The following is a 16416-nucleotide window of genomic DNA, read 5'->3' as shown; positions in this document are numbered from 1 at the left end:
CTCCGTCTGCAGACGGAGTTGGTGAAGCTCCAGGAATGGGTGCGGACGACGGGCACCCGACTGGTCGTGATCTTCGAGGGGCGGGACGCGGCGGGCAAGGGCGGCACGATCAAGCGGGTCGCCGAGCATCTCAACCCGCGTGTCGCCCGGATCGCCGCGCTGCCGAAGCCGACGGAGCGCGAGCGCGGCCAGTGGTACTTCCAGCGATACATCCAGCACCTTCCGGCGGCCGGGGAGATCGTGCTGTTCGACCGGTCCTGGTACAACCGGGCCGGCGTCGAGCACGTCATGGGCTTCTGCACGGAGGAGGAGTACCAACTTTTCCTGCGACAGTGCCCCATCTTCGAGCGGATGCTGGTGGAGGACGGGATCCTGCTGCGCAAGTACTGGTTCTCGGTGAGCGACACCGAGCAGCAGGACCGGTTCCGCCGGCGGCTGGAGGATCCGCTGCGGCGCTGGAAACTGTCGCCGATGGACCTGGAGTCGATCTCCCGCTGGGAGGCGTACTCGCGGGCCAAGGACACGATGATGGTGCACACCGACATCAGCGAGGCGCGCTGGTTCGTGGTGGAGAGCGACGACAAGCGGCGGGCCCGGCTGAACATGATCGCCCATCTGCTGGACTCGGTGCCGTACCACGACGTCCCGCCGCCGGTGCTGGAGCTGCCCGAGCGTCCCGCGTCGACCGGCTACCAGCGTCCTCCGCGCGATCTGCGGACGTACGTCCCGGACCACGTGGCGAAACTCTGAACGGCGGGCCATGGCGCCCGTACGCCGGCACCGGGGGTGCCGGCGTAACGGCGTATGCCGGCGTACGAGCCTGTGCCGGCGTACGAGCCTGTGCCGGCGTACGAGCCTGTGCCGGCGTACGAGCCTGTGCCGGCGTACGGCCATGGACATGTGTCCCTTCGTCCTCGGCCGGACCGCGACCCGGCGTCGCTCGACCTCGCGTCCCACTTTCGCGGATCGCGCCCGACCGCGCCGGATGCCGAAGGGCCGCGGCGACTGGGCCGGACGGCCCGGGCGGCGGGCCCGGGGGCCCCTGGCGCGGCAGGCGCCGGGGCACGCCCGCGCACGGAGGGTGGGCTGGTGGGGGCCGATCGGCCCTAGTGCGGGCGGCCCGGGCGGCGTGATGATCGACATCATGGGCAGACCCGTGATCTGTCCTCTTCGCCGGGGAACGAGGGGCCACGATGTCCGAGCCACGTACTGTCACCGAGCAGAACCCGATCCGTGTGTTCCTGCTCGACGATCACGAGGTCGTCCGGCGCGGCCTCGCCGATCTGCTCGACTCCGAGCCGGACATCTCCGTGATCGGCGACGCCGGCACCGTCGAGCAGGCGCTGGTGCGCGGCCCGGCGCTGCGGCCCGACGTCGCCGTCCTCGACGTGCGGCTGCCGGACGGCGACGGCATCTCTGTCTGCCGGGAGCTGCGCAGCCGGATGCCGGGGCTGAGGTGTCTGATGCTGACCTCGTTCGACGACGAGGAGGCCCTGCTCGACGCGATCATGGCCGGTGCCTCCGGGTACGTCCTCAAGCAGATCAAGGGGTCGGACCTGGTCTCCGCGGTCCGCACGGTGGCCTCCGGCCAGTCGATGCTGGACCCCGCGACCACCGCCCGGCTGATGCGGTCGCTGCGCGCCGAGCCGGTGCCGGGGCCGGCCGAGCCGTCGGAACTGGCGACGCTGTCGCCGAGGGAGCGGGACATCCTGGCGCTGATCGGCGAGGGGCTCACCAACCGGGAGATCGGCAAGAGGCTCTATCTGTCGGAGAAGACCGTCAAGAACCACATCTCCCGCCTCCTGGCCAAGCTGGGCGTCCAACGCCGTGTCCAGGCCGCCGTCCTCGCCACCCACCTGGACCAACCGGCCCCGGGCGAACACCGGCAGAGCTGAACGAAACAGGGGGCCGCCCCTGTCGGGGTGCCCCCGGGCGACGCCGGGTCCGCGGTGCCGCGGGGTGCTCGGCAGGTTGCCGCGTGGGGCCTCCCGGTCCACCGCGCGGACTCCCCGGGGTCCGCCCCTCGACGGACCCCCGCCGGATGGGCTGGACAACGGGCCGACCGGCCCTACCCGTGTTCGGGTGTCGTACGGACGATGGGCTGATGGTTCAAAATGACGCGTTTCGCGTACTCGACCGGCAGGAGTGCCTGAGACTGCTGGCCAAGGTGCCGGTCGGGCGGGTGGTCTACACCCGGCGCGCGCTGCCCGCCGTGCTCCCGGTCAACTTCGCCCTCGACAGTGACGACGCCGTGCTGCTGTGCACGTCGGCCGGCTCCGACCTCGTACGAGCGATCGACGGTGTCGTCGTCGCGTTCGAGGGCGACGAGTTCGACCCGGCCACCCGGTCCGGCTGGAGCGTCGTCGTCACCGGCCGGGCCGACGTGGTGACCGATCCCGCCGAGCACGAGCGGCTGTCCCGCTCCGGCCCCGCTTCCTGGATGCCCGTACGGAACGAGGTCTTCGTGCGGATCGCGCCCGAGATGGTCACCGGCCGTGAACTCGGCACGCGCTGACCGGACGGCGGCGCCACGACAGGGCTCTTGGGAGGTCGTTCCGGGACCGCCCGGCCCCACGTCGGCCGCACCCGTTGGGCCGATGCTCCCGACTCGATGGGGCCGTTGGTCCCCACTTCGCCGGTAACGGGCGAACAGCGCCGAAACGCGGTCCGTTGCCTGATACACAGAAGACCGGCGCCCCGAGGGGAGGCGGCGCCCGACCCTACCCCTTCCGCCCTTTCCTGGGAGACCTCATGCTGTCCGAAGAGTCCGCCGCCGTCGTCCGCGCCACCCTGCCCGCGGTCGCCGGAGCGCTCGACGAGATCACCACCCGCTTCTACGGCGCGATGTTCCGCGACCGTCCGGAGCTGCTCGACGGGATGTTCAACCGCGGCAACCAGGCGAGCGGCGCGCAGCGCCGGGCGCTGGCCGGGTCGATCGCCGGGTTCGCGACCGCGCTGCTGGACGACCCGGACACCCGCCCGGACACGCTGCTGGACCGGATCGCGCACAAGCACGCGGCGGTCGGGGTCACCGACGACCAGTACACGATCGTCCACAAGTACCTCTTCGGCGCGATAGCCGAGGTGCTCGGCGACGCCGTCACCCCTGAGGTCGCGGCGGCCTGGGACGAGGTGTACTGGCTGATGGCGGGCGCGCTGATCGGCCGGGAGGCCCGGCTGTACCAGGACGCGGGCGTGACGCCCGGCGAGGTGTGGCGGCCGTGGACGGTCGTCGAGCGCCGTACGGAGACCCCGGACACGGTGTCGTTCCTGCTGCGTCCCGCCGACGGCGGACCCGCGCCGAGGGCCAGGGCCGGCCAGTACGTGAGCGTCCGTGTGCGCATGGCGGACGGTGTGCGCCAGGTACGGCAGTACAGCCTCTCCTCCGACCCGGGCGACGGTCTGCGGCGGATCACCGTGAAGCGGGTCGCCGCCGCGGAGGGCACGCCGGACGGTGAGGTCTCCACCCTGCTGCACGAGCAGGTGTCCGCGGGTGACGAACTGACCCTGTCGGCGCCGTTCGGCGATGTCTTCCTCGACGAACCGGCCGACGCCGGGTCCCCGGTCGTGCTCGTCTCGGCGGGCATCGGCTGCACGCCGATGACCGGCATCCTGGCGCATCTCGCCGCCGTCGACTCGACCCGCCCGGTGCTGGTGCTGCACGCCGACCGCTCCCCCGCCGACCACGCCCTGCGCGCCGAGACCCGTGCGCTCGTCGACCGGCTGCCGGGTGCCCGCGCCGTCTGCTGGTACGAACACCCCGAACCGGCCGAGGCGACCGAGGCGATTGAGGCGGCCGAGGCGAGTCAGCAAGTCGAGCGGGCCGACGGGGCCGAGGGGGCCGGTACGGAGTTCCGGAGCGGTCTGATGGACCTCGACGGTCTCGAACTGGCCCAGGACGCCACGGTGTTCCTGTGCGGGCCGCTGCCCTTCATGCGGGCGGTGCGCGGTCAGCTGCTGGCCGCGGGAATACCGGCCCGCAGCATCCGCTACGAGGTCTTCGGCCCCGACCTGTGGCTGCCCGCTTCCTGACGGAGCGGTGACCTGGCCGGTCCTGCGGTTGCGGAGCCGGGCGGGGGTGACACGGTGCCGCGGGGCCGGGGCTTCGGCAACGGCCGCGCGGCCCGCCCAAGGCTTCGTCACCGCGACGTCCGCCGACGGGACCACGGAGTACCGCAAGGGCTCGTTCTGAGGTCCGAACGGACGTCGGTCGACCTGTCCGGGCTTCCGCCCGTGCTCGGAGAGGCTGACCGGATCGGTCCGTTTACGGACCCGATGCGGCCTGTCGCCGGCCCCACCACGCGGCCGAAGCTTGGGACATGAACCGAGCCCTGATCGTCATCGATGTCCAGGAGTCCTTCCGCGCCCACCCGCTGTGGGAGTCGATCTCCGACCCGAAGATCGCCGACAAGGTCAACCGGCTGGTCCGACTGGCCCGCCGGTCCGGTGACCTGGTGGTGTGGGTGCTGCACTCCGAGCCCGGCAGCGGCGGCGCCTTCGACCCGGCCCTCGGCCACGTCCGGCTGTTGGAGGAGCTGGAGCGGCCCGAGGCCGGCGAACCACTCGTCCACAAGACGTCGCACAACGCCTTCACCACCACCAACCTGCAACGACTCCTCACGGAGCGCGGAGTCCGCGAACTCACCGTGTGCGGCATCCGCACCGAGCAGTGCGTCGAGACCACCGCCCGCGTCGGCAGCGACCTCGGCTACCTGGTCACCTTCGTCGTCGACGCCACCGCCACCAACCCGATCCCGCACCGTGACGCGCCCGCCGGCCAGAGCGTCGCCGAGCTGCTCGCCGACCCGCGCACCCTGCCCGCCGACGAGGTGATCCGCCGCACCGAGTACGCGCTCGCGGGACGGTTCGCCACGATCGCGACGGTGGACGGGCTGGAGGCCGCGGCGGACGATCCGGCATGATGACCGGATCGTGAGCCACATCGTGTTCTTCCTGGTGCCCGGAGTCCATCTGCTGGACCTGGCCGGCCCCGCGCAGGTCTTCTCCACCGCGGCGGACTTCGGGCACCCCTACACCCTCCGCTACGTCGCCGAGCGGCCCCAGGTCCCCACCGCTCAAGGTCTGCCCCTGGTGGCCGGGACCGACTGGCCGGACCTCGCGCCCGAAGACCTGATCGTGGTGCCGGGCTGGCGGACCGTCACCCTCGCCGGCTCCCCCGCCATCGCCGACGCCTCCCTGGAGGTCCTGCGGGACCACCATGCCCGGGGCGGCACGGTGGCCAGCGTCTGCGCCGGCGCGGAGGCACTCGGGCGGGCCGGCCTCCTCAAGGGCCGCCGCTGCACCACCCACCACGATGTGCAGGACGAGCTGGCCCTGCGCCATCCCGGCGCCGTCGTCGTGCGCGACGTGCTGTTCACCGCCGACGACCGGGTGATCACCTCGGCCGGCATCGCCAGCGGCATCGATCTGGCCCTGTATCTCGTCGCGGGCCGGCACGGCCCGGCGGTCGCCGCGCGGGTCGCCCGCGACATGGTCGTCTACGCCCGCCGCAACGGGCATGAGCCGCAGACGAGTGCGATGTTCCGGCACCGGTCCCATCTCGACGACACCGTGCACCGCGTCCAGGACCTCATCGACACCCGCTTCGACCGGCCGCTCCCGCTGCCCGGTCTGGCCTCGGCCGTCGGCGTCAGCGAACGCACCCTCACCCGGCTGTTCAACCGCGCCACCGGCCTCACCCCGCTGCGCTACCAGCAGACCCTGCGCCTGGAGCGCGCCGAGCACCTCATCAGCCACGGCGCCACGGTCGACGCCGCGGCGCGCTCGGTCGGCTTCGAGGACGCCCGGATGCTCCGCCGCCTGCGCGCCCGCGCGAACTGACCCGGCCCCTGCCGCAGGCCCTCTCAGGAGCAGAATCCGCCGCCCCCGGGAGGCACGCCGCGCACCGTGCCGCAGGCCCTGGCGCGGGTCACGCCGAGGCGGGGTCCGGTGCCCCGGCGGGGCGCTCGGCGACCAGGTCCGGCAGCAGCCCCCGCAGTGCCTCGCACTGCGGGGGCCCCATGAACTCGCCGAGCGCGTCGGTGACCGTCCCGGCGAGCGCGTCGGAGGCCTCCTTCAGCAGGCGCCGCGCCTTCTCCGTGAGCGCGACCTGGATCCCGCGCTTGTCGCCGCACACCGAGGCACGGGTGATGAGGTCGGAGTGCTGGAGGCAGGCCATCTGGTAGGTGAGCCGGGTCTTGGGGCGGCCGAGGAGCTCCGCGATACGGGTCATGCGCAACCCGTCCTCCGGCTGGGTGGCCAGCAGACACAGGATCAGGAACTCGTCGTGCGAGACGCCGAGCCGCTCCTTGACGACCGCACGCAGCCGCTGCTCCACCGCGCCCGTCGCGCCCAGCAGCAGCATCCAGGCGTGCAACTCGGTCGGCAGCAGGCCGCCGCTCCCCTGCGCGGACGGGCATTCGGGCTGGTGGGCAGGGGGTTTGTCGTGGTCGGCCATGGGCCCCAGTGTACCTGTTGTCCATTTTTGGAAGACCTGGTTGTCCAAATTCGAATAACGAGCTAGCTTCAGTCATACAAATTTGGACCACCACCTGGTCATGACTCCCCTCATGACCGCTCGACAGGAGAACCCCCATGACCGTCGCCGTGGAAACCGGACTGTGGCAGCTCGACACCACCGCCTCCACCGTCGCCCTGCAACACAGGACGATGTGGGGCCTGGTCACCGTGAAGGGAGCCTTCGGCACCGTCGGCGGACAGGGCGAGGTGCGGCCCGACGGGTCCGCCGTGGGCGTCGTGACCGTCGACGCCGCCTCCCTGGACACCAGGAGCGCCAAGCGCGACGAGCACCTGAGGTCCGCCGACTTCTTCGACGTGGACCACCACCCGGAGATCACCTTCGCCGTCCGCAGCGCCGAACTCCGGGACGGCGACACGGTCGGCGTCGTCGGCCAACTGACCGTGCGCGGCATCAGCAGGCCGCTGTCCCTCACGGCACGTCTGACGGAGGCCGGCGCCGAAGGGGTCACCCTGGGCACCGAGTTCACCGTCGACCGGGAGCAGTTCGGCATGGGCTGGAACCAGCTCGGCATGATGCGTGGCCTGGCCACGATCACGGCGACGCTGCGCTTCGTCCGGACCACCGCCTGAGCCGACCGCCCGACCCCACCGTCTCCACCAGGTGTCGGGAAGCCCAGAGGGGGGACTTGGTGGGCAGACCGGGTTCAGCGGCCTTCCCCTTGGGGGCTGGCCCGGTTCAGGCTCCTCCTGTTCAGCAGTGAGCCGGGGGAGCCGACGCTCCGAGATCAGCCGAGGCTGCCCTGTTCGCAGACACGGCGGGCGATCTCACGGAGTTTGACGTTGCTCTCCTGGGAGTAGCGGCGCAGTACGTCGAACGCCTCCTCCTCGGTGAGGTGCCGGCTGCCCATCAGGATGCCCATGGCCTCCCCGATGACATGGCGGGTGGCGACCGCCTGCTCCATCTGGGCATGGGTGCGGGCGCTGGAGAAGGCGATCGCCGCGTGGGACGCCAGCAGCCAGCCGGCCAGTTCGCTGGCCTCGGTGAACGCGCCGGGCCGACGGGAGTAGAGGTTCAGCGCGCCGAACTCCTCGTCGTCGGTGAACAGCAGGAAGCCCATCATGCTGCCCACGCCGAGGGCGCGCGCCTCGGGCGCGAAGGCGGGCCAGCGCTGCTGCTCGACGGTGAGGTCGGCGATACGGAAGACCCGCTCACCCTCCGAGCTGCGGGCCGCGTCGAAGCAGGGCCCCTCCCCCAGCTGCTGTTGCAGCGCATCGCACTCGGTGACCAGATCGTGGGTCGGCGCGAGGGTCTCCACCTTCGAGTCGTGCAGGACGAGGATGCCGGCCGCGTCGCAGCCGTCGACCAGTTCGGTGGCCGAGGCCGTGATCCGCTCCAGCGTCCCCTTCACCGATTCCTGCGCCAGGAGGTCCCGCGCCATCGTCGCCATCTGCTGGGCGAACCGTCCCCAGTCCACGTCGTCCTCCGCTCCTCGTCTCACGGGTAGACCCCTACCCGGACTTCTGCCCGTGCGTCGCGTCCACCGAGGATCACGAGACGCACCGCCTCACACCACCATGCTGCGCCTCCGCCAGGGCACGGGCCACGCCTGCCCCGACGCCGTACTCCGCCGTTCGGGGCGCTGTCAGTGGGCGATGGCAGCATCGGACGCATGACCGACTTGGACAGCACGGCATCCGACTGGCAGTCCTTTCTGCGGGCGTGGAGCGGGGAGTGGGCCGACTCCGTGCCGGACGACGAGTTACGGGACGAGGAGGAGAGAGCCCGGGACACACGGTGGCTGGGGTTCCCGCCCGCCATCCGAGGAGCAGATCGCCGCCATGGAGGAGCGCCTGGGGCGACGGATGCCCCCGTCGTACCGGGCGTTCCTGCGGATCAGCGACGGATGGCGGCACGCGGGCGGGTTCGTGTGGCGGCTGGCGGGCACCGGGCACGCCCGCTGGCACGAGAACGCGTCCGGGCTCGCGGAGTTCATCGAGGAGCATCTGGACGAGGATGCCGGGCCCGAGGAGCGGCGCGAGGCGGACGTATGGCGGCGCGGGCTGCAGATCGACGTCGAGTCCGACGCCACCCTCGTCCTGCTGGACCCCGGCGACGTCGACGAGCGGGGGGAATGGGCGGTGTACACGTGGGCGAGCTGGCGGGCCGCGCCCCCCGAGCGGTTCGCGGACTTCGGCGCGTTCATGCGGGAGATGCACCGCGAGTTCCACCGGCTGCGGGCGCGCGACGAAGACGCCCCGGAGTTCGTCAACGACACGACGCGCGAGCTGGACGCCCGGATGGACGAGGCCCGGTCGACCGCGCTGCGCGGCGACTGGGAACGGGCCGTGACGGTGCTGGACGAGGCCAAGGAGTACGGCAGACCGCGCGCCGCCGGCCTGGGCGACCAGATACGGCGCCTGCTCGGAGAGACCTACATGGTCCTGTTCGAGGAGGTGGTGACGGACCCGCGGTACGCGCCCGACCTGCTGCCGCCCCTGGTCGCCGAGCAAGCGGCGCACTCCCATCGGAGCGACTCCCCGCTGAGGTTCTCCCTGCGGGGCGCCGACCGGGACCTGGTGTCCCTCGCGTACGCGACGCTGGACGAGGTCAGGAGCGGCGCGTACCGGTACACGGCGGGCGGACCGTTCGGGGAGGCGGTCGAGCGAGTGCGGGAGCTGGCGCGGTGGGGTGACTCCGACGGGGCGTGGCGGGCGCTGATCGACGCGCTCCCCCTGTGGGAGCCGCTGGGACCGGACCACCTGGCCCCGCTGGGCTGGCTGGCCGACCCGCTGCTCGGGCCGCTGCTGACCCAGGAGCGGGGCCGGGAGCTGCTGTCCACTCCGCGGGGCCGACAGGCCGGTGCGGTGGCGGGACCGACGACGGGCCGACAGGCCGGTGCGGTGGCGGGACCGACGACGGGCCGACAGGCCGGTGCGGTCGCGGGACCGGCGACGGGCCGACAGGCCGGTGCGGTCGCGGGACCGGCGACGGGGCGACAGGCCGGTGCGGTGGCGGGACCGGCTGCGGCCCTCGACCCGGGTGGTCTGGCGTGGCTCGCGGAGCCCGACCCGGGCGACAACCGCGTGTCCTACCGGTTCGTGCTGGTGGAGGGGGCCGAGCCACGGGAGCTGCCCGCACGTCTCGCGGACGGTGACGGCGCCACGCTGGGTGCCCCGCAGACCCCCTGGGAGGCGCGCCGCGAAGCGCTGGACGACCGCAGGGCGTTCCCGCCCTTCGAGGACAGGGCGCTCATGTCGGTGGGCCGGGCCGGCACCGGGTGGAGTTTCGCTTTCGACAGCGATCCCGCCCCGTTCGACCGGCGGCTGTTCATCTCCCCGGCCGAGGCCGCCTCGGTCGACGGCTCCCGCGCGGTCGTGGTGTGGAGCGTCCTGCGGACACATCACCGGCCGTCCTTCCATCTCTCCGTGGCGCGGGACGGCGCCGAGCGGTACGCGTTCACGTACGCCGAGGGGGAGATACGGCGGAGCGGTGGGATACCGCGGGCACTGGACCCGAGCAGGTTCTTCGGCGACCGGGCGGACGACGGGGAGGCGGAACGGGCCGTGCTGGAGGCGGTGGCGGAGGAGTTCGGGGTGTCCCTGCCCCGGCACGCCCTCGTCGCGGGGCGGCTGCACACCTTCACCACCCGCTCCTGGAGGCGTCCGCCTCGGGACGGAGAGACCTACACGGTCATCCGGGTGGGGTGAGACGGCACCCCCGCGGCGGTCAGCGTGTCTCCCCGGCGCGCACCAGGCCGCTCTCGTAGGCCATGACGACGAGTTGGGCGCGGTCGCGGGCCCCGAGCTTGGCCATGGCCCGGTTGGCGTGGGTCTTGACGGTGACGGGGGTGACGAAGAGGCGTTCGGCGATCTGGTCGTTGGACAGACCGGTGGCGATCAGGGTCATCACCTCGCGTTCCCGGGGGGTCAGCGTGGCGAACCGCGCGGGGTCGGGCCGGGCGCCGGGTGAGGGCTGGGCCAGGAAGCGCGCGATGAGCCCCTTGGTGGCGGTCGGCGAGAGCAGCGCCTCGTCCGCCGCCACCAGACGGATGGCGTCGAGCAGTTGAGCCGGTTCGACGCCCTTGCCGAGGAATCCGCTCGCACCGGCCCGCAGTGCCTGCACCACGAACTCGTCCACCTCGAAGGTGGTGAGGACCAGCACCTTCACCCCGGCAAGGTCCTCGTCCTGCCCGATGAGCCGGGTGGCCTCCAGACCGTCCACCCGCGGCATCCGGATGTCCATGACGACGACGTCCGCACGGGCGGAGCGGGCGAGCTCCACGGCCTCCTGCCCGTCGGACGCCTCCGCCACGACCTCCACGGTCGGACCGGTGGTCCCGGCCCGATCCTCACCCCGGCGATCCCGCCGTCTCTCGTCGTCGGCCGTACGCAGACACTCGCGTCTACTGCGATCGTGGCAGACCGCCGCGTCGCGCGGCGGCACCACAGCACCTAGTGTCGATGTCGCCGTCCCCTTGGCCTCACCGGCCCCGGCGGGCGAGGTGCACCCGCTCGGCACCTCCCGCGCAGCAGGTTCGGGTACTCCTTCCGGAGGTGGCGTCATGTCCGAATGGCGCGTACGCGCGGCCCGCGCCGGGAAGTGGCCCCTGCGCTCGTCGGGCCATGCCGGCCGCGGCGGTACGGAGCCGGCCCCGGAGCACGCGCTGGACGCGTGGACGGAACCGGACGACGTGCCGCGGGTGCCGCTGGAGCGCAGTCTGGTGGACGCGGCGGTCTACCGCGACGGGCGACGCGTGGACGCCCCCGCGTCCCTGGCGGAGATCTACGAGCAGTTGCCCGGCGCGCCCGGGACGATGGCCTGGATAGGGCTGTACCGGCCGACCCCGGAACAACTGTGGCAGGCCGCCGATCAGTTCGGGCTGCACGAGCTGGCCGTGGAGGACGCGATCGTCGCCCACCAGCGGCCCAAGCTGGAGCGTTACGGCGCCACGCTGTTCGTCGTCCTGCGCTCGGCCCGCTATCTGGACGAGACGGAGGAGGTCGACTTCGGTGAGATCCACATCTTCGTCGGCCCGGAGTTCGTCCTCACCGTCCGCCACAGCCAGGTCCCCGACCTCGGTGCCGTCCGCAAACGGCTGGAGACCGACCAGGACCTGCTGGCGATGGGCCCGGAGGCGGTGCTGTACGCGATCCTGGACGCCGTCGTCGACGAGTACGCGCCGGTGGTGGCGGGTCTGCAGAACGACATCGACGAGATCGAGACCGAGGTATTCGGCGGCGACCCGAAGGTGTCCCGCCGCATCTACGAGCTGTCCCGTGAGGTCGTCGACTTCCAGCGGGCCACCCGTCCGCTGCTGACCATCATGCGCAGCCTGGAGGCCGGCTTCGCGAAGTACGGCACGAACGAGGAGCTGCAACGCTATCTGCGGGACGTCGCCGACCACGCCACCACCGTCGCCGAACGCGTCGACGGCTTCCGGCAGGCGCTCGGCGACATCCTCACCGTCAACGCCACCCTCGTCACCCAGGCGCAGAACGAGGAGATGAAGGCCCTGGCCGAGGCGGGCCACGCACAGAACAACGAGATCAAGAAGATCTCCAGCTGGGCGGCCATCCTGTTCGCGCCCACCCTCATCGGCACCGTCTACGGCATGAACTTCGACCACATGCCGGAGCTGCACTGGGTCCTCGGCTTCCCCTTCGCGATCGTGCTGATGGCCCTGGTCTGCGTCAGCCTGTACGTCGTGTTCAAGCACCGGGACTGGCTGTGATCCGCGCCGGGGGCGGTCAGTGGCCGCGTGGGGCGTACATGATGACGGCCATGCCCGCCAGGCAGATCAGCGCGCCCACGACGTCCCACCGGTCGGGGCGGTAGCCGTCGGCGACCATGCCCCAGGCAAGGGAGCCCGCCACGAAGACGCCGCCGTAGGCGGCGAGGATCCGCCCGAAGTTCTCGTCGCTCTGGAAGGTCGCGACGACCCCGTACAGGCCGAGGGCGATGACGCCGGCGCCGATCCAGGCCCACCCCTTGTGCTCGCGGACGCCCTGCCAGACCAGCCAGGCCCCGCCGATCTCCAGGAGGGCCGCGACGACGAACAGGGCGGCGGAGCGAGCGACGGTCATGCGCGCGACCCTACCGGCGGGGCCGTACCGTCCCTCCCGGCCGTCCTCCAGGGCCCGCCCTGTCCCGGCGCCGTGGTCGTCATCGTCATCGTCGTCATCGTCATCGTCATCGTCATCGTCATCGTCATCGTTCGAAGCGGTATCCCATCCCCGGCTCCGTGATGAAGTGCTTCGGGTGCGACGGGTTCGACTCCAGTTTCCGGCGCAGTTGTGCCATGTAGACCCGGAGGTAGTTCGTCTCCTTGCCGTACGACGGGCCCCAGACCTCCTGGAGCAGCTGCTTCTGGCTGACCAGGCGGCCGGTGTTGCGCACCAGCACCTCCAGCAGCTGCCACTCGGTCGGGGTGAGGCGTACGTCCTCGCCGCCCCGGTTGACCTTCTTCGCGGCCAGGTCCACGGTGAACCCGGCGGTCTCCACCAGGACGTCCTCGCCGGCGGTGGGTTCGGCGCGGCGCACGGCCACCCGCAGCCGGGCGAGGAGTTCGTCCATGCCGAAGGGCTTGGTGACGTAGTCGTCGGCGCCCGCGTCGAGCGCCTCGACCTTCTCGTCCGAGGTGTGCCGGGCGGACAGCACGATGATCGGCACCCGGGTCCAGCCGCGCAGGCCCTTGATGACGTCGACGCCGTCCATGTCGGGCAGCCCCAGGTCGAGGACGACCACGTCGGGATGGCGGGAGGCGACGAGCTGCAGGGCGGTGGCTCCGTCGGACGCCGCGTCGACGTCGTACTTGCGCGCCTTGAGGTTGATCACGAGCGCGCGCACGATCTGTGGCTCGTCGTCGATCACGAGCACCCGGGTCATCAGGTCTGCCTCTCGGTGGGTACCAGGTGGTGCGGCCCCACGGCCGCCGCCGGTACGGGCTGCCGGGGTCCGGTGCCCGTTCCCGCGGCGCGGAGGGTCAGGACCATTGTGAGGCCGCCGCCGGGGGTGTCCTCCGCGGTGAGGGTGCCGCCCATGGCCTCGGCGAATCCGCGGGCGACCGCGAGGCCGAGGCCGACCCCCGCGCCGCGCGGGGCGTCGCCGTGGCGCTGGAAGGGCTCGAAGATGCGGTCCTTCGCCTCGTCGGGGACGCCGGGACCGCGGTCCACGACCCGGACCTCGACCCGGTCGGCCAGGGCGCTGGCCGCGACCACGACCGGCTCGCCCCGGGGGCTGTACTTGACGGCGTTCTCGACGACGTTGGCGACGACCCGTTCCAGGAGCCCCTTGTCCGTGACGACCATGGGCAGGCTCTCCGGTACGTCCAGGACGACCGCCGACCCGGGGTCCGGTATGCCGCCCATCGCCATGGGGACGACCTCGTCCAGGTCGGTCTCCGTCATCAGCGGGGCGACGGTGCCGGTCTGCAGGCGCGACATGTCGAGCAGATTGCCCACGAGGTGGTCGAGGCGGTCGGCGCCGTCCTCGATCGCCGCCAGCAGCTCGGCCCGGTCCTCCTCCGACCACTCCACGTCGTCCGAGCGCAGCGACGAAACGGACACCTTGATCCCGGCGAGCGGGGTGCGCAGATCGTGGCTGACGGCGGCGAGCAGAGCGGTGCGGATGCGGTTGCCCTCGGCGAGTTCCTTGGCCCGGTCCGCCTCCTGCCGCAGCCGCTGACGGTCCAGGACCACGGCGGCCTGGGCGGCGAAGGCGGCCAGCACCCGGCGGTCGGAGGCGGGCAGCACCCGTCCGGACAGCGCGAGCGCCATGTGGTCGCCGACGGGCATGTCGACGTCCGCGTCCTCGGGGCTCCCGGCGGGGCGCGGGCCGACGCTGCCGGCGCGCATCCAGGGGTCGACGTCGCTGGTCCGTTCCAGCAGCGCCGCCGACTCCATGGCGAAGGTCTCCCGGACGCGTTCCAGCAGCGCCTCCAGACTGGTCTCGCCGCGCAGGACGCTGCCGGCCAGGAAGGAGAGGATCTCCGACTCCGCGCGCAGGCGGGCCGCCTGGTGGGTGCGCCGGGCCGCGAGGTCCACGACCGACGCCACCGCGACCGCCACCCCGACGAAGATCACGATGGCGAGGATGTTCTCGGGGTCGGCGATGGTGAGCGTATGGAAGGGCGGGGTGAAGAACCAGTTCAGCAGCACGCAGCCCACCACGGCCGAGGCGAGCGCCGGGTACAGGCCACCCAGCAGGGCCGCCGCCACCGTCAGGCTCAAGAACAGCAGCATGTCGTTGGCGAGACCGGCGTCGGGCCCCAGTTGGAGCAGCAGGGTGAGCAGGACGGGCCCCACGACGCCGACGAGCCAGCCCGCGACGATCCGTGCCCGGCCGAGCCGGGCGCCGCGCGCCACCGGCAGTCCTCGGCCCTTGCCCGCCTCGTCGTGCGTGATCAGATGGACGTCCAGGTCGGGGCCCGAGTCGCGGGCCACCGTCGCGCCCACGCCCGGCCCGAACACGTACTGCCAGCTCTTGCGGCGCGAGACCCCCAGCACGATCTGGGTGGCGTTCACCCCGCGTGCGAAGTCCAGCAGCGACGCCGGGATGTCCTCGCCGACGACGTGGTGGAAGGTGCCGCCCAGGTCCTCCACCAGGGTGCGCTGGACGGCCAGCTCCTTGGGCGAGGCGGAGGTCAGCCCGTCGCTGCGGGCGATGTAGACGGCCAGGACCTCGCCGCCCGCGCCCTTCTCCGCCAGCCGGGCCGCCCGCCGCAGGAGGGTACGTCCCTCGGGACCGCCGGTCAGGCCGACGACGATGCGCTCCCGCGAGCCCCATATCGTCGACACCCGGTGCTCGCTGCGGTACTCGGTCAGGTACTCGTCGACCCTGTCGGCCACCCACAGCAGGGCCAGCTCCCGCAGGGCCGTGAGGTTGCCGGGACGGAAGTAGTTGGACAGCGCCGCGTCGACCTTGTCCGGCTGGTAGACGTTGCCGTGCGCCATGCGCCGCCGCAGCGCCTGCGGGGACATGTCGACCAGTTCGATCTCGTCGGCGCGGCGCACCGTCTCGTCCGGCACGGTCTCCCGCTGCCGTACTCCCGTGATCGACTCCACCACGTCGCCCAGGGACTCCAGGTGCTGGATGTTCACCGTGGAGATGACGTCGATCCCGGCCGCCAGCAGTTCCTCCACGTCCTGCCAGCGCTTGGTGTTGCGGGAGCCGGGCACGTTGGTGTGGGCGAGTTCGTCGACCAGCGCCACCCGCGGGCGCCGTGCGAGGACCGCGTCGACGTCCATCTCGGTGAAGACCGTGTCGCGGTACTCCAGCTCGCGGCGCGGGACCTCCTCCAGACCGTGCAGCATGACCTCGGTGCGCGGCCGCCCGTGGTGCTCCACGAAGGCCACCACGCAGTCGGTGCCGCGTTCGGTCCGCCGGTGCGCCTCGGACAGCATCGCGTACGTCTTGCCGACGCCCGGCGCCGCGCCGAGGTAGATCCGGAGCTTTCCGCGTGCCATGTCTCGTCTCTGCTCTCGTCTGCTGTCGTCTGCTCTCGTGCGCGGTTCCGGCCGTGGGGCGGTCGGGGCTCACGTCTCGAAGGGGTAGCCCGTCCCCGGCTCGGTGACGGGATGGCGGGGCCGGGAGGGGTCCGCCTCCAGTTTGCGGCGCAGCCGGGCCATGTACACCCGCACGCAGGGGGTCCGGTCGCCCTGGGGCGGCCCCCACACCTCCCGCGGCAGGTCCTCCTGCGGGACGAGGCGGCCGGGGCTGGTGATCAGGATCTCCAGCGGATGCCGTTCGGCCGGGCTGAGGCGGATGTCGTGGCCGTCCCTGGTGGCCGTCCCTGGTGGCCGTCCTGGCCACCAGGTCGACGGTGAGGCCGTCCGTCTCGACCCGTGTCACGCCGGGCGGGACGGGGATGGCCTCCGTGCGGCGGGCGGCGGGCGGCGGGCGGCGGGCGGCGGAGCGCAACCGGGCCGTCAGCGCGT

At 72.3% G+C, this 16416-nt stretch carries 16 protein-coding genes; 9 read left to right on the top strand and 7 right to left on the bottom strand.

The genetic code is table 11. The features are described 5' to 3' along the window. The 6 genes from ppk2 to AOK15_RS15515 all read left to right on the top strand — a co-directional run. Positions 1–750 (top strand): polyphosphate kinase 2 (ppk2, locus tag AOK15_RS15540; protein WP_055517076.1); only part of this gene is annotated, 750 nt, incomplete at its 5' end. A 443-nt stretch (positions 751–1193) separates the two neighbouring features. Beyond that, the gene (locus AOK15_RS15535; protein WP_055517070.1) at positions 1194–1895 is read left to right on the top strand and encodes a response regulator; all 702 of its coding nucleotides are present in this window, start codon (positions 1194–1196) and stop codon (positions 1893–1895) included. A gap of 209 nt (positions 1896–2104) precedes the next feature. Beyond that, a complete protein-coding gene (locus AOK15_RS15530; protein ID WP_055517067.1) occupies positions 2105–2515 on the top strand; it encodes a pyridoxamine 5'-phosphate oxidase family protein in 411 nt (136 codons plus the stop codon). Positions 2516–2751: 236 nt separating this feature from the next. Beyond that, the gene (locus tag AOK15_RS15525; RefSeq protein ID WP_055517065.1) at positions 2752–4032 is read left to right on the top strand and encodes a globin domain-containing protein; all 1281 of its coding nucleotides are present in this window, start codon (positions 2752–2754) and stop codon (positions 4030–4032) included. Positions 4033–4319: 287 nt separating this feature from the next. Further along, a complete protein-coding gene (locus AOK15_RS15520; protein ID WP_055517063.1) occupies positions 4320–4922 on the top strand; it encodes a cysteine hydrolase family protein in 603 nt (200 codons plus the stop codon). Positions 4923–4932: 10 nt separating this feature from the next. Then, entirely contained in the window at positions 4933–5841 is a 909-nt protein-coding gene (locus AOK15_RS15515) for a GlxA family transcriptional regulator (RefSeq protein WP_055517061.1), read from the top strand. Between the two features lie 88 nt (positions 5842–5929). On the opposite strand, the gene AOK15_RS15510 is transcribed toward AOK15_RS15515, so the two are convergent. Beyond that, a complete protein-coding gene (locus AOK15_RS15510; RefSeq protein ID WP_055517058.1) occupies positions 5930–6457 on the bottom strand; it encodes a MarR family winged helix-turn-helix transcriptional regulator in 528 nt (175 codons plus the stop codon). A gap of 137 nt (positions 6458–6594) precedes the next feature. Between AOK15_RS15510 and AOK15_RS15505 the strand changes: the two genes are divergently transcribed. Beyond that, positions 6595–7110 (top strand): YceI family protein, encoded by a 516-nt coding sequence (locus tag AOK15_RS15505; RefSeq protein ID WP_055517056.1) that lies wholly within the window; start codon positions 6595–6597, stop codon positions 7108–7110. Positions 7111–7265: 155 nt separating this feature from the next. Here AOK15_RS15505 and AOK15_RS15500 read toward each other — a convergent pair whose 3' ends face one another. After that, entirely contained in the window at positions 7266–7928 is a 663-nt protein-coding gene (locus AOK15_RS15500) for a GAF and ANTAR domain-containing protein (RefSeq protein ID WP_055517074.1), read from the bottom strand. Between the two features lie 391 nt (positions 7929–8319). On the opposite strand from AOK15_RS15500, the gene AOK15_RS46800 reads away from it, so the two are divergent. Continuing rightward, positions 8320–10188 carry an SMI1/KNR4 family protein gene (locus tag AOK15_RS46800; RefSeq protein WP_240508441.1) on the top strand — a complete coding sequence of 623 codons (1869 nt, stop codon included), beginning with the start codon at positions 8320–8322 and terminating at the stop codon, positions 10186–10188. Positions 10189–10207: 19 nt separating this feature from the next. Here the strand turns inward: AOK15_RS46800 and AOK15_RS15490 are convergent, their stop codons facing one another. After that, on the bottom strand, positions 10208–11044 hold the full coding sequence (locus tag AOK15_RS15490) for a response regulator (protein ID WP_420876911.1): 837 nt from the start codon (positions 11042–11044) through the stop codon (positions 10208–10210). On the opposite strand from AOK15_RS15490, the gene AOK15_RS15485 reads away from it, so the two are divergent. Next, on the top strand, positions 11043–12212 hold the full coding sequence (locus AOK15_RS15485) for a magnesium and cobalt transport protein CorA (protein WP_055517054.1): 1170 nt from the start codon (positions 11043–11045) through the stop codon (positions 12210–12212). The two genes, AOK15_RS15490 and AOK15_RS15485, sit on opposite strands and share 2 nt — an antisense overlap. A 16-nt stretch (positions 12213–12228) precedes the next feature. On the opposite strand, the gene AOK15_RS15480 is transcribed toward AOK15_RS15485, so the two are convergent. The 4 genes from AOK15_RS15480 to AOK15_RS48800 form a co-directional block, all read right to left on the bottom strand. Continuing rightward, positions 12229–12564 carry a YnfA family protein gene (locus AOK15_RS15480; protein ID WP_055517052.1) on the bottom strand — a complete coding sequence of 112 codons (336 nt, stop codon included), beginning with the start codon at positions 12562–12564 and terminating at the stop codon, positions 12229–12231. Positions 12565–12688: 124 nt separating this feature from the next. Next, positions 12689–13366 carry a response regulator gene (locus tag AOK15_RS15475; protein WP_055517050.1) on the bottom strand — a complete coding sequence of 226 codons (678 nt, stop codon included), beginning with the start codon at positions 13364–13366 and terminating at the stop codon, positions 12689–12691. After that, positions 13366–15945: a sensor histidine kinase gene (locus AOK15_RS15470; protein ID WP_055517047.1), complete on the bottom strand. Its 2580-nt coding sequence runs from the start codon at positions 15943–15945 to the stop codon at positions 13366–13368. The genes AOK15_RS15475 and AOK15_RS15470 overlap by 1 nt, the downstream gene beginning before the upstream one ends. Before the next feature lie 69 nt (positions 15946–16014). Beyond that, positions 16015–16203 (bottom strand): winged helix-turn-helix domain-containing protein, encoded by a 189-nt coding sequence (locus AOK15_RS48800; RefSeq protein WP_420876912.1) that lies wholly within the window; start codon positions 16201–16203, stop codon positions 16015–16017. Positions 16204–16416: the final 213 nt, after the last annotated feature.

This window comes from Streptomyces ossamyceticus (genome assembly GCF_001418475.1).
GTDB lineage: Bacteria > Actinomycetota > Actinomycetes > Streptomycetales > Streptomycetaceae > Streptomyces > Streptomyces ossamyceticus.
Note: the sequence above shows the minus strand (reverse complement) of the source record. Positions and strands in the feature narration are given on the sequence as shown.

What these genes read in the sequence shown, in the direction of transcription:
- AOK15_RS15535 (WP_055517070.1), top strand. Translation starts at nt 1,194, where the DNA reads ATGTCCGAGCCACGTACTGTCACCGAGCAGAACCCGATCCGTGTGTTC.
- AOK15_RS15530 (WP_055517067.1), top strand. Translation starts at nt 2,105, where the DNA reads ATGGTTCAAAATGACGCGTTTCGCGTACTCGACCGGCAGGAGTGCCTG.
- AOK15_RS15525 (WP_055517065.1), top strand. Translation starts at nt 2,752, where the DNA reads ATGCTGTCCGAAGAGTCCGCCGCCGTCGTCCGCGCCACCCTGCCCGCG.
- AOK15_RS15520 (WP_055517063.1), top strand. Translation starts at nt 4,320, where the DNA reads ATGAACCGAGCCCTGATCGTCATCGATGTCCAGGAGTCCTTCCGCGCC.
- AOK15_RS15510 (WP_055517058.1), bottom strand. Translation starts at nt 6,457, where the DNA reads ATGGCCGACCACGACAAACCCCCTGCCCACCAGCCCGAATGCCCGTCC.
- AOK15_RS15505 (WP_055517056.1), top strand. Translation starts at nt 6,595, where the DNA reads ATGACCGTCGCCGTGGAAACCGGACTGTGGCAGCTCGACACCACCGCC.
- AOK15_RS15500 (WP_055517074.1), bottom strand. Translation starts at nt 7,928, where the DNA reads ATGGCGACGATGGCGCGGGACCTCCTGGCGCAGGAATCGGTGAAGGGG.
- AOK15_RS46800 (WP_240508441.1), top strand. Translation starts at nt 8,320, where the DNA reads ATGGAGGAGCGCCTGGGGCGACGGATGCCCCCGTCGTACCGGGCGTTC.
- AOK15_RS15485 (WP_055517054.1), top strand. Translation starts at nt 11,043, where the DNA reads ATGTCCGAATGGCGCGTACGCGCGGCCCGCGCCGGGAAGTGGCCCCTG.
- AOK15_RS15490 (WP_420876911.1), bottom strand. Translation starts at nt 11,044, where the DNA reads ATGACGCCACCTCCGGAAGGAGTACCCGAACCTGCTGCGCGGGAGGTG.
- AOK15_RS15480 (WP_055517052.1), bottom strand. Translation starts at nt 12,564, where the DNA reads ATGACCGTCGCTCGCTCCGCCGCCCTGTTCGTCGTCGCGGCCCTCCTG.
- AOK15_RS15475 (WP_055517050.1), bottom strand. Translation starts at nt 13,366, where the DNA reads ATGACCCGGGTGCTCGTGATCGACGACGAGCCACAGATCGTGCGCGCG.
- AOK15_RS15470 (WP_055517047.1), bottom strand. Translation starts at nt 15,945, where the DNA reads ATGGCACGCGGAAAGCTCCGGATCTACCTCGGCGCGGCGCCGGGCGTC.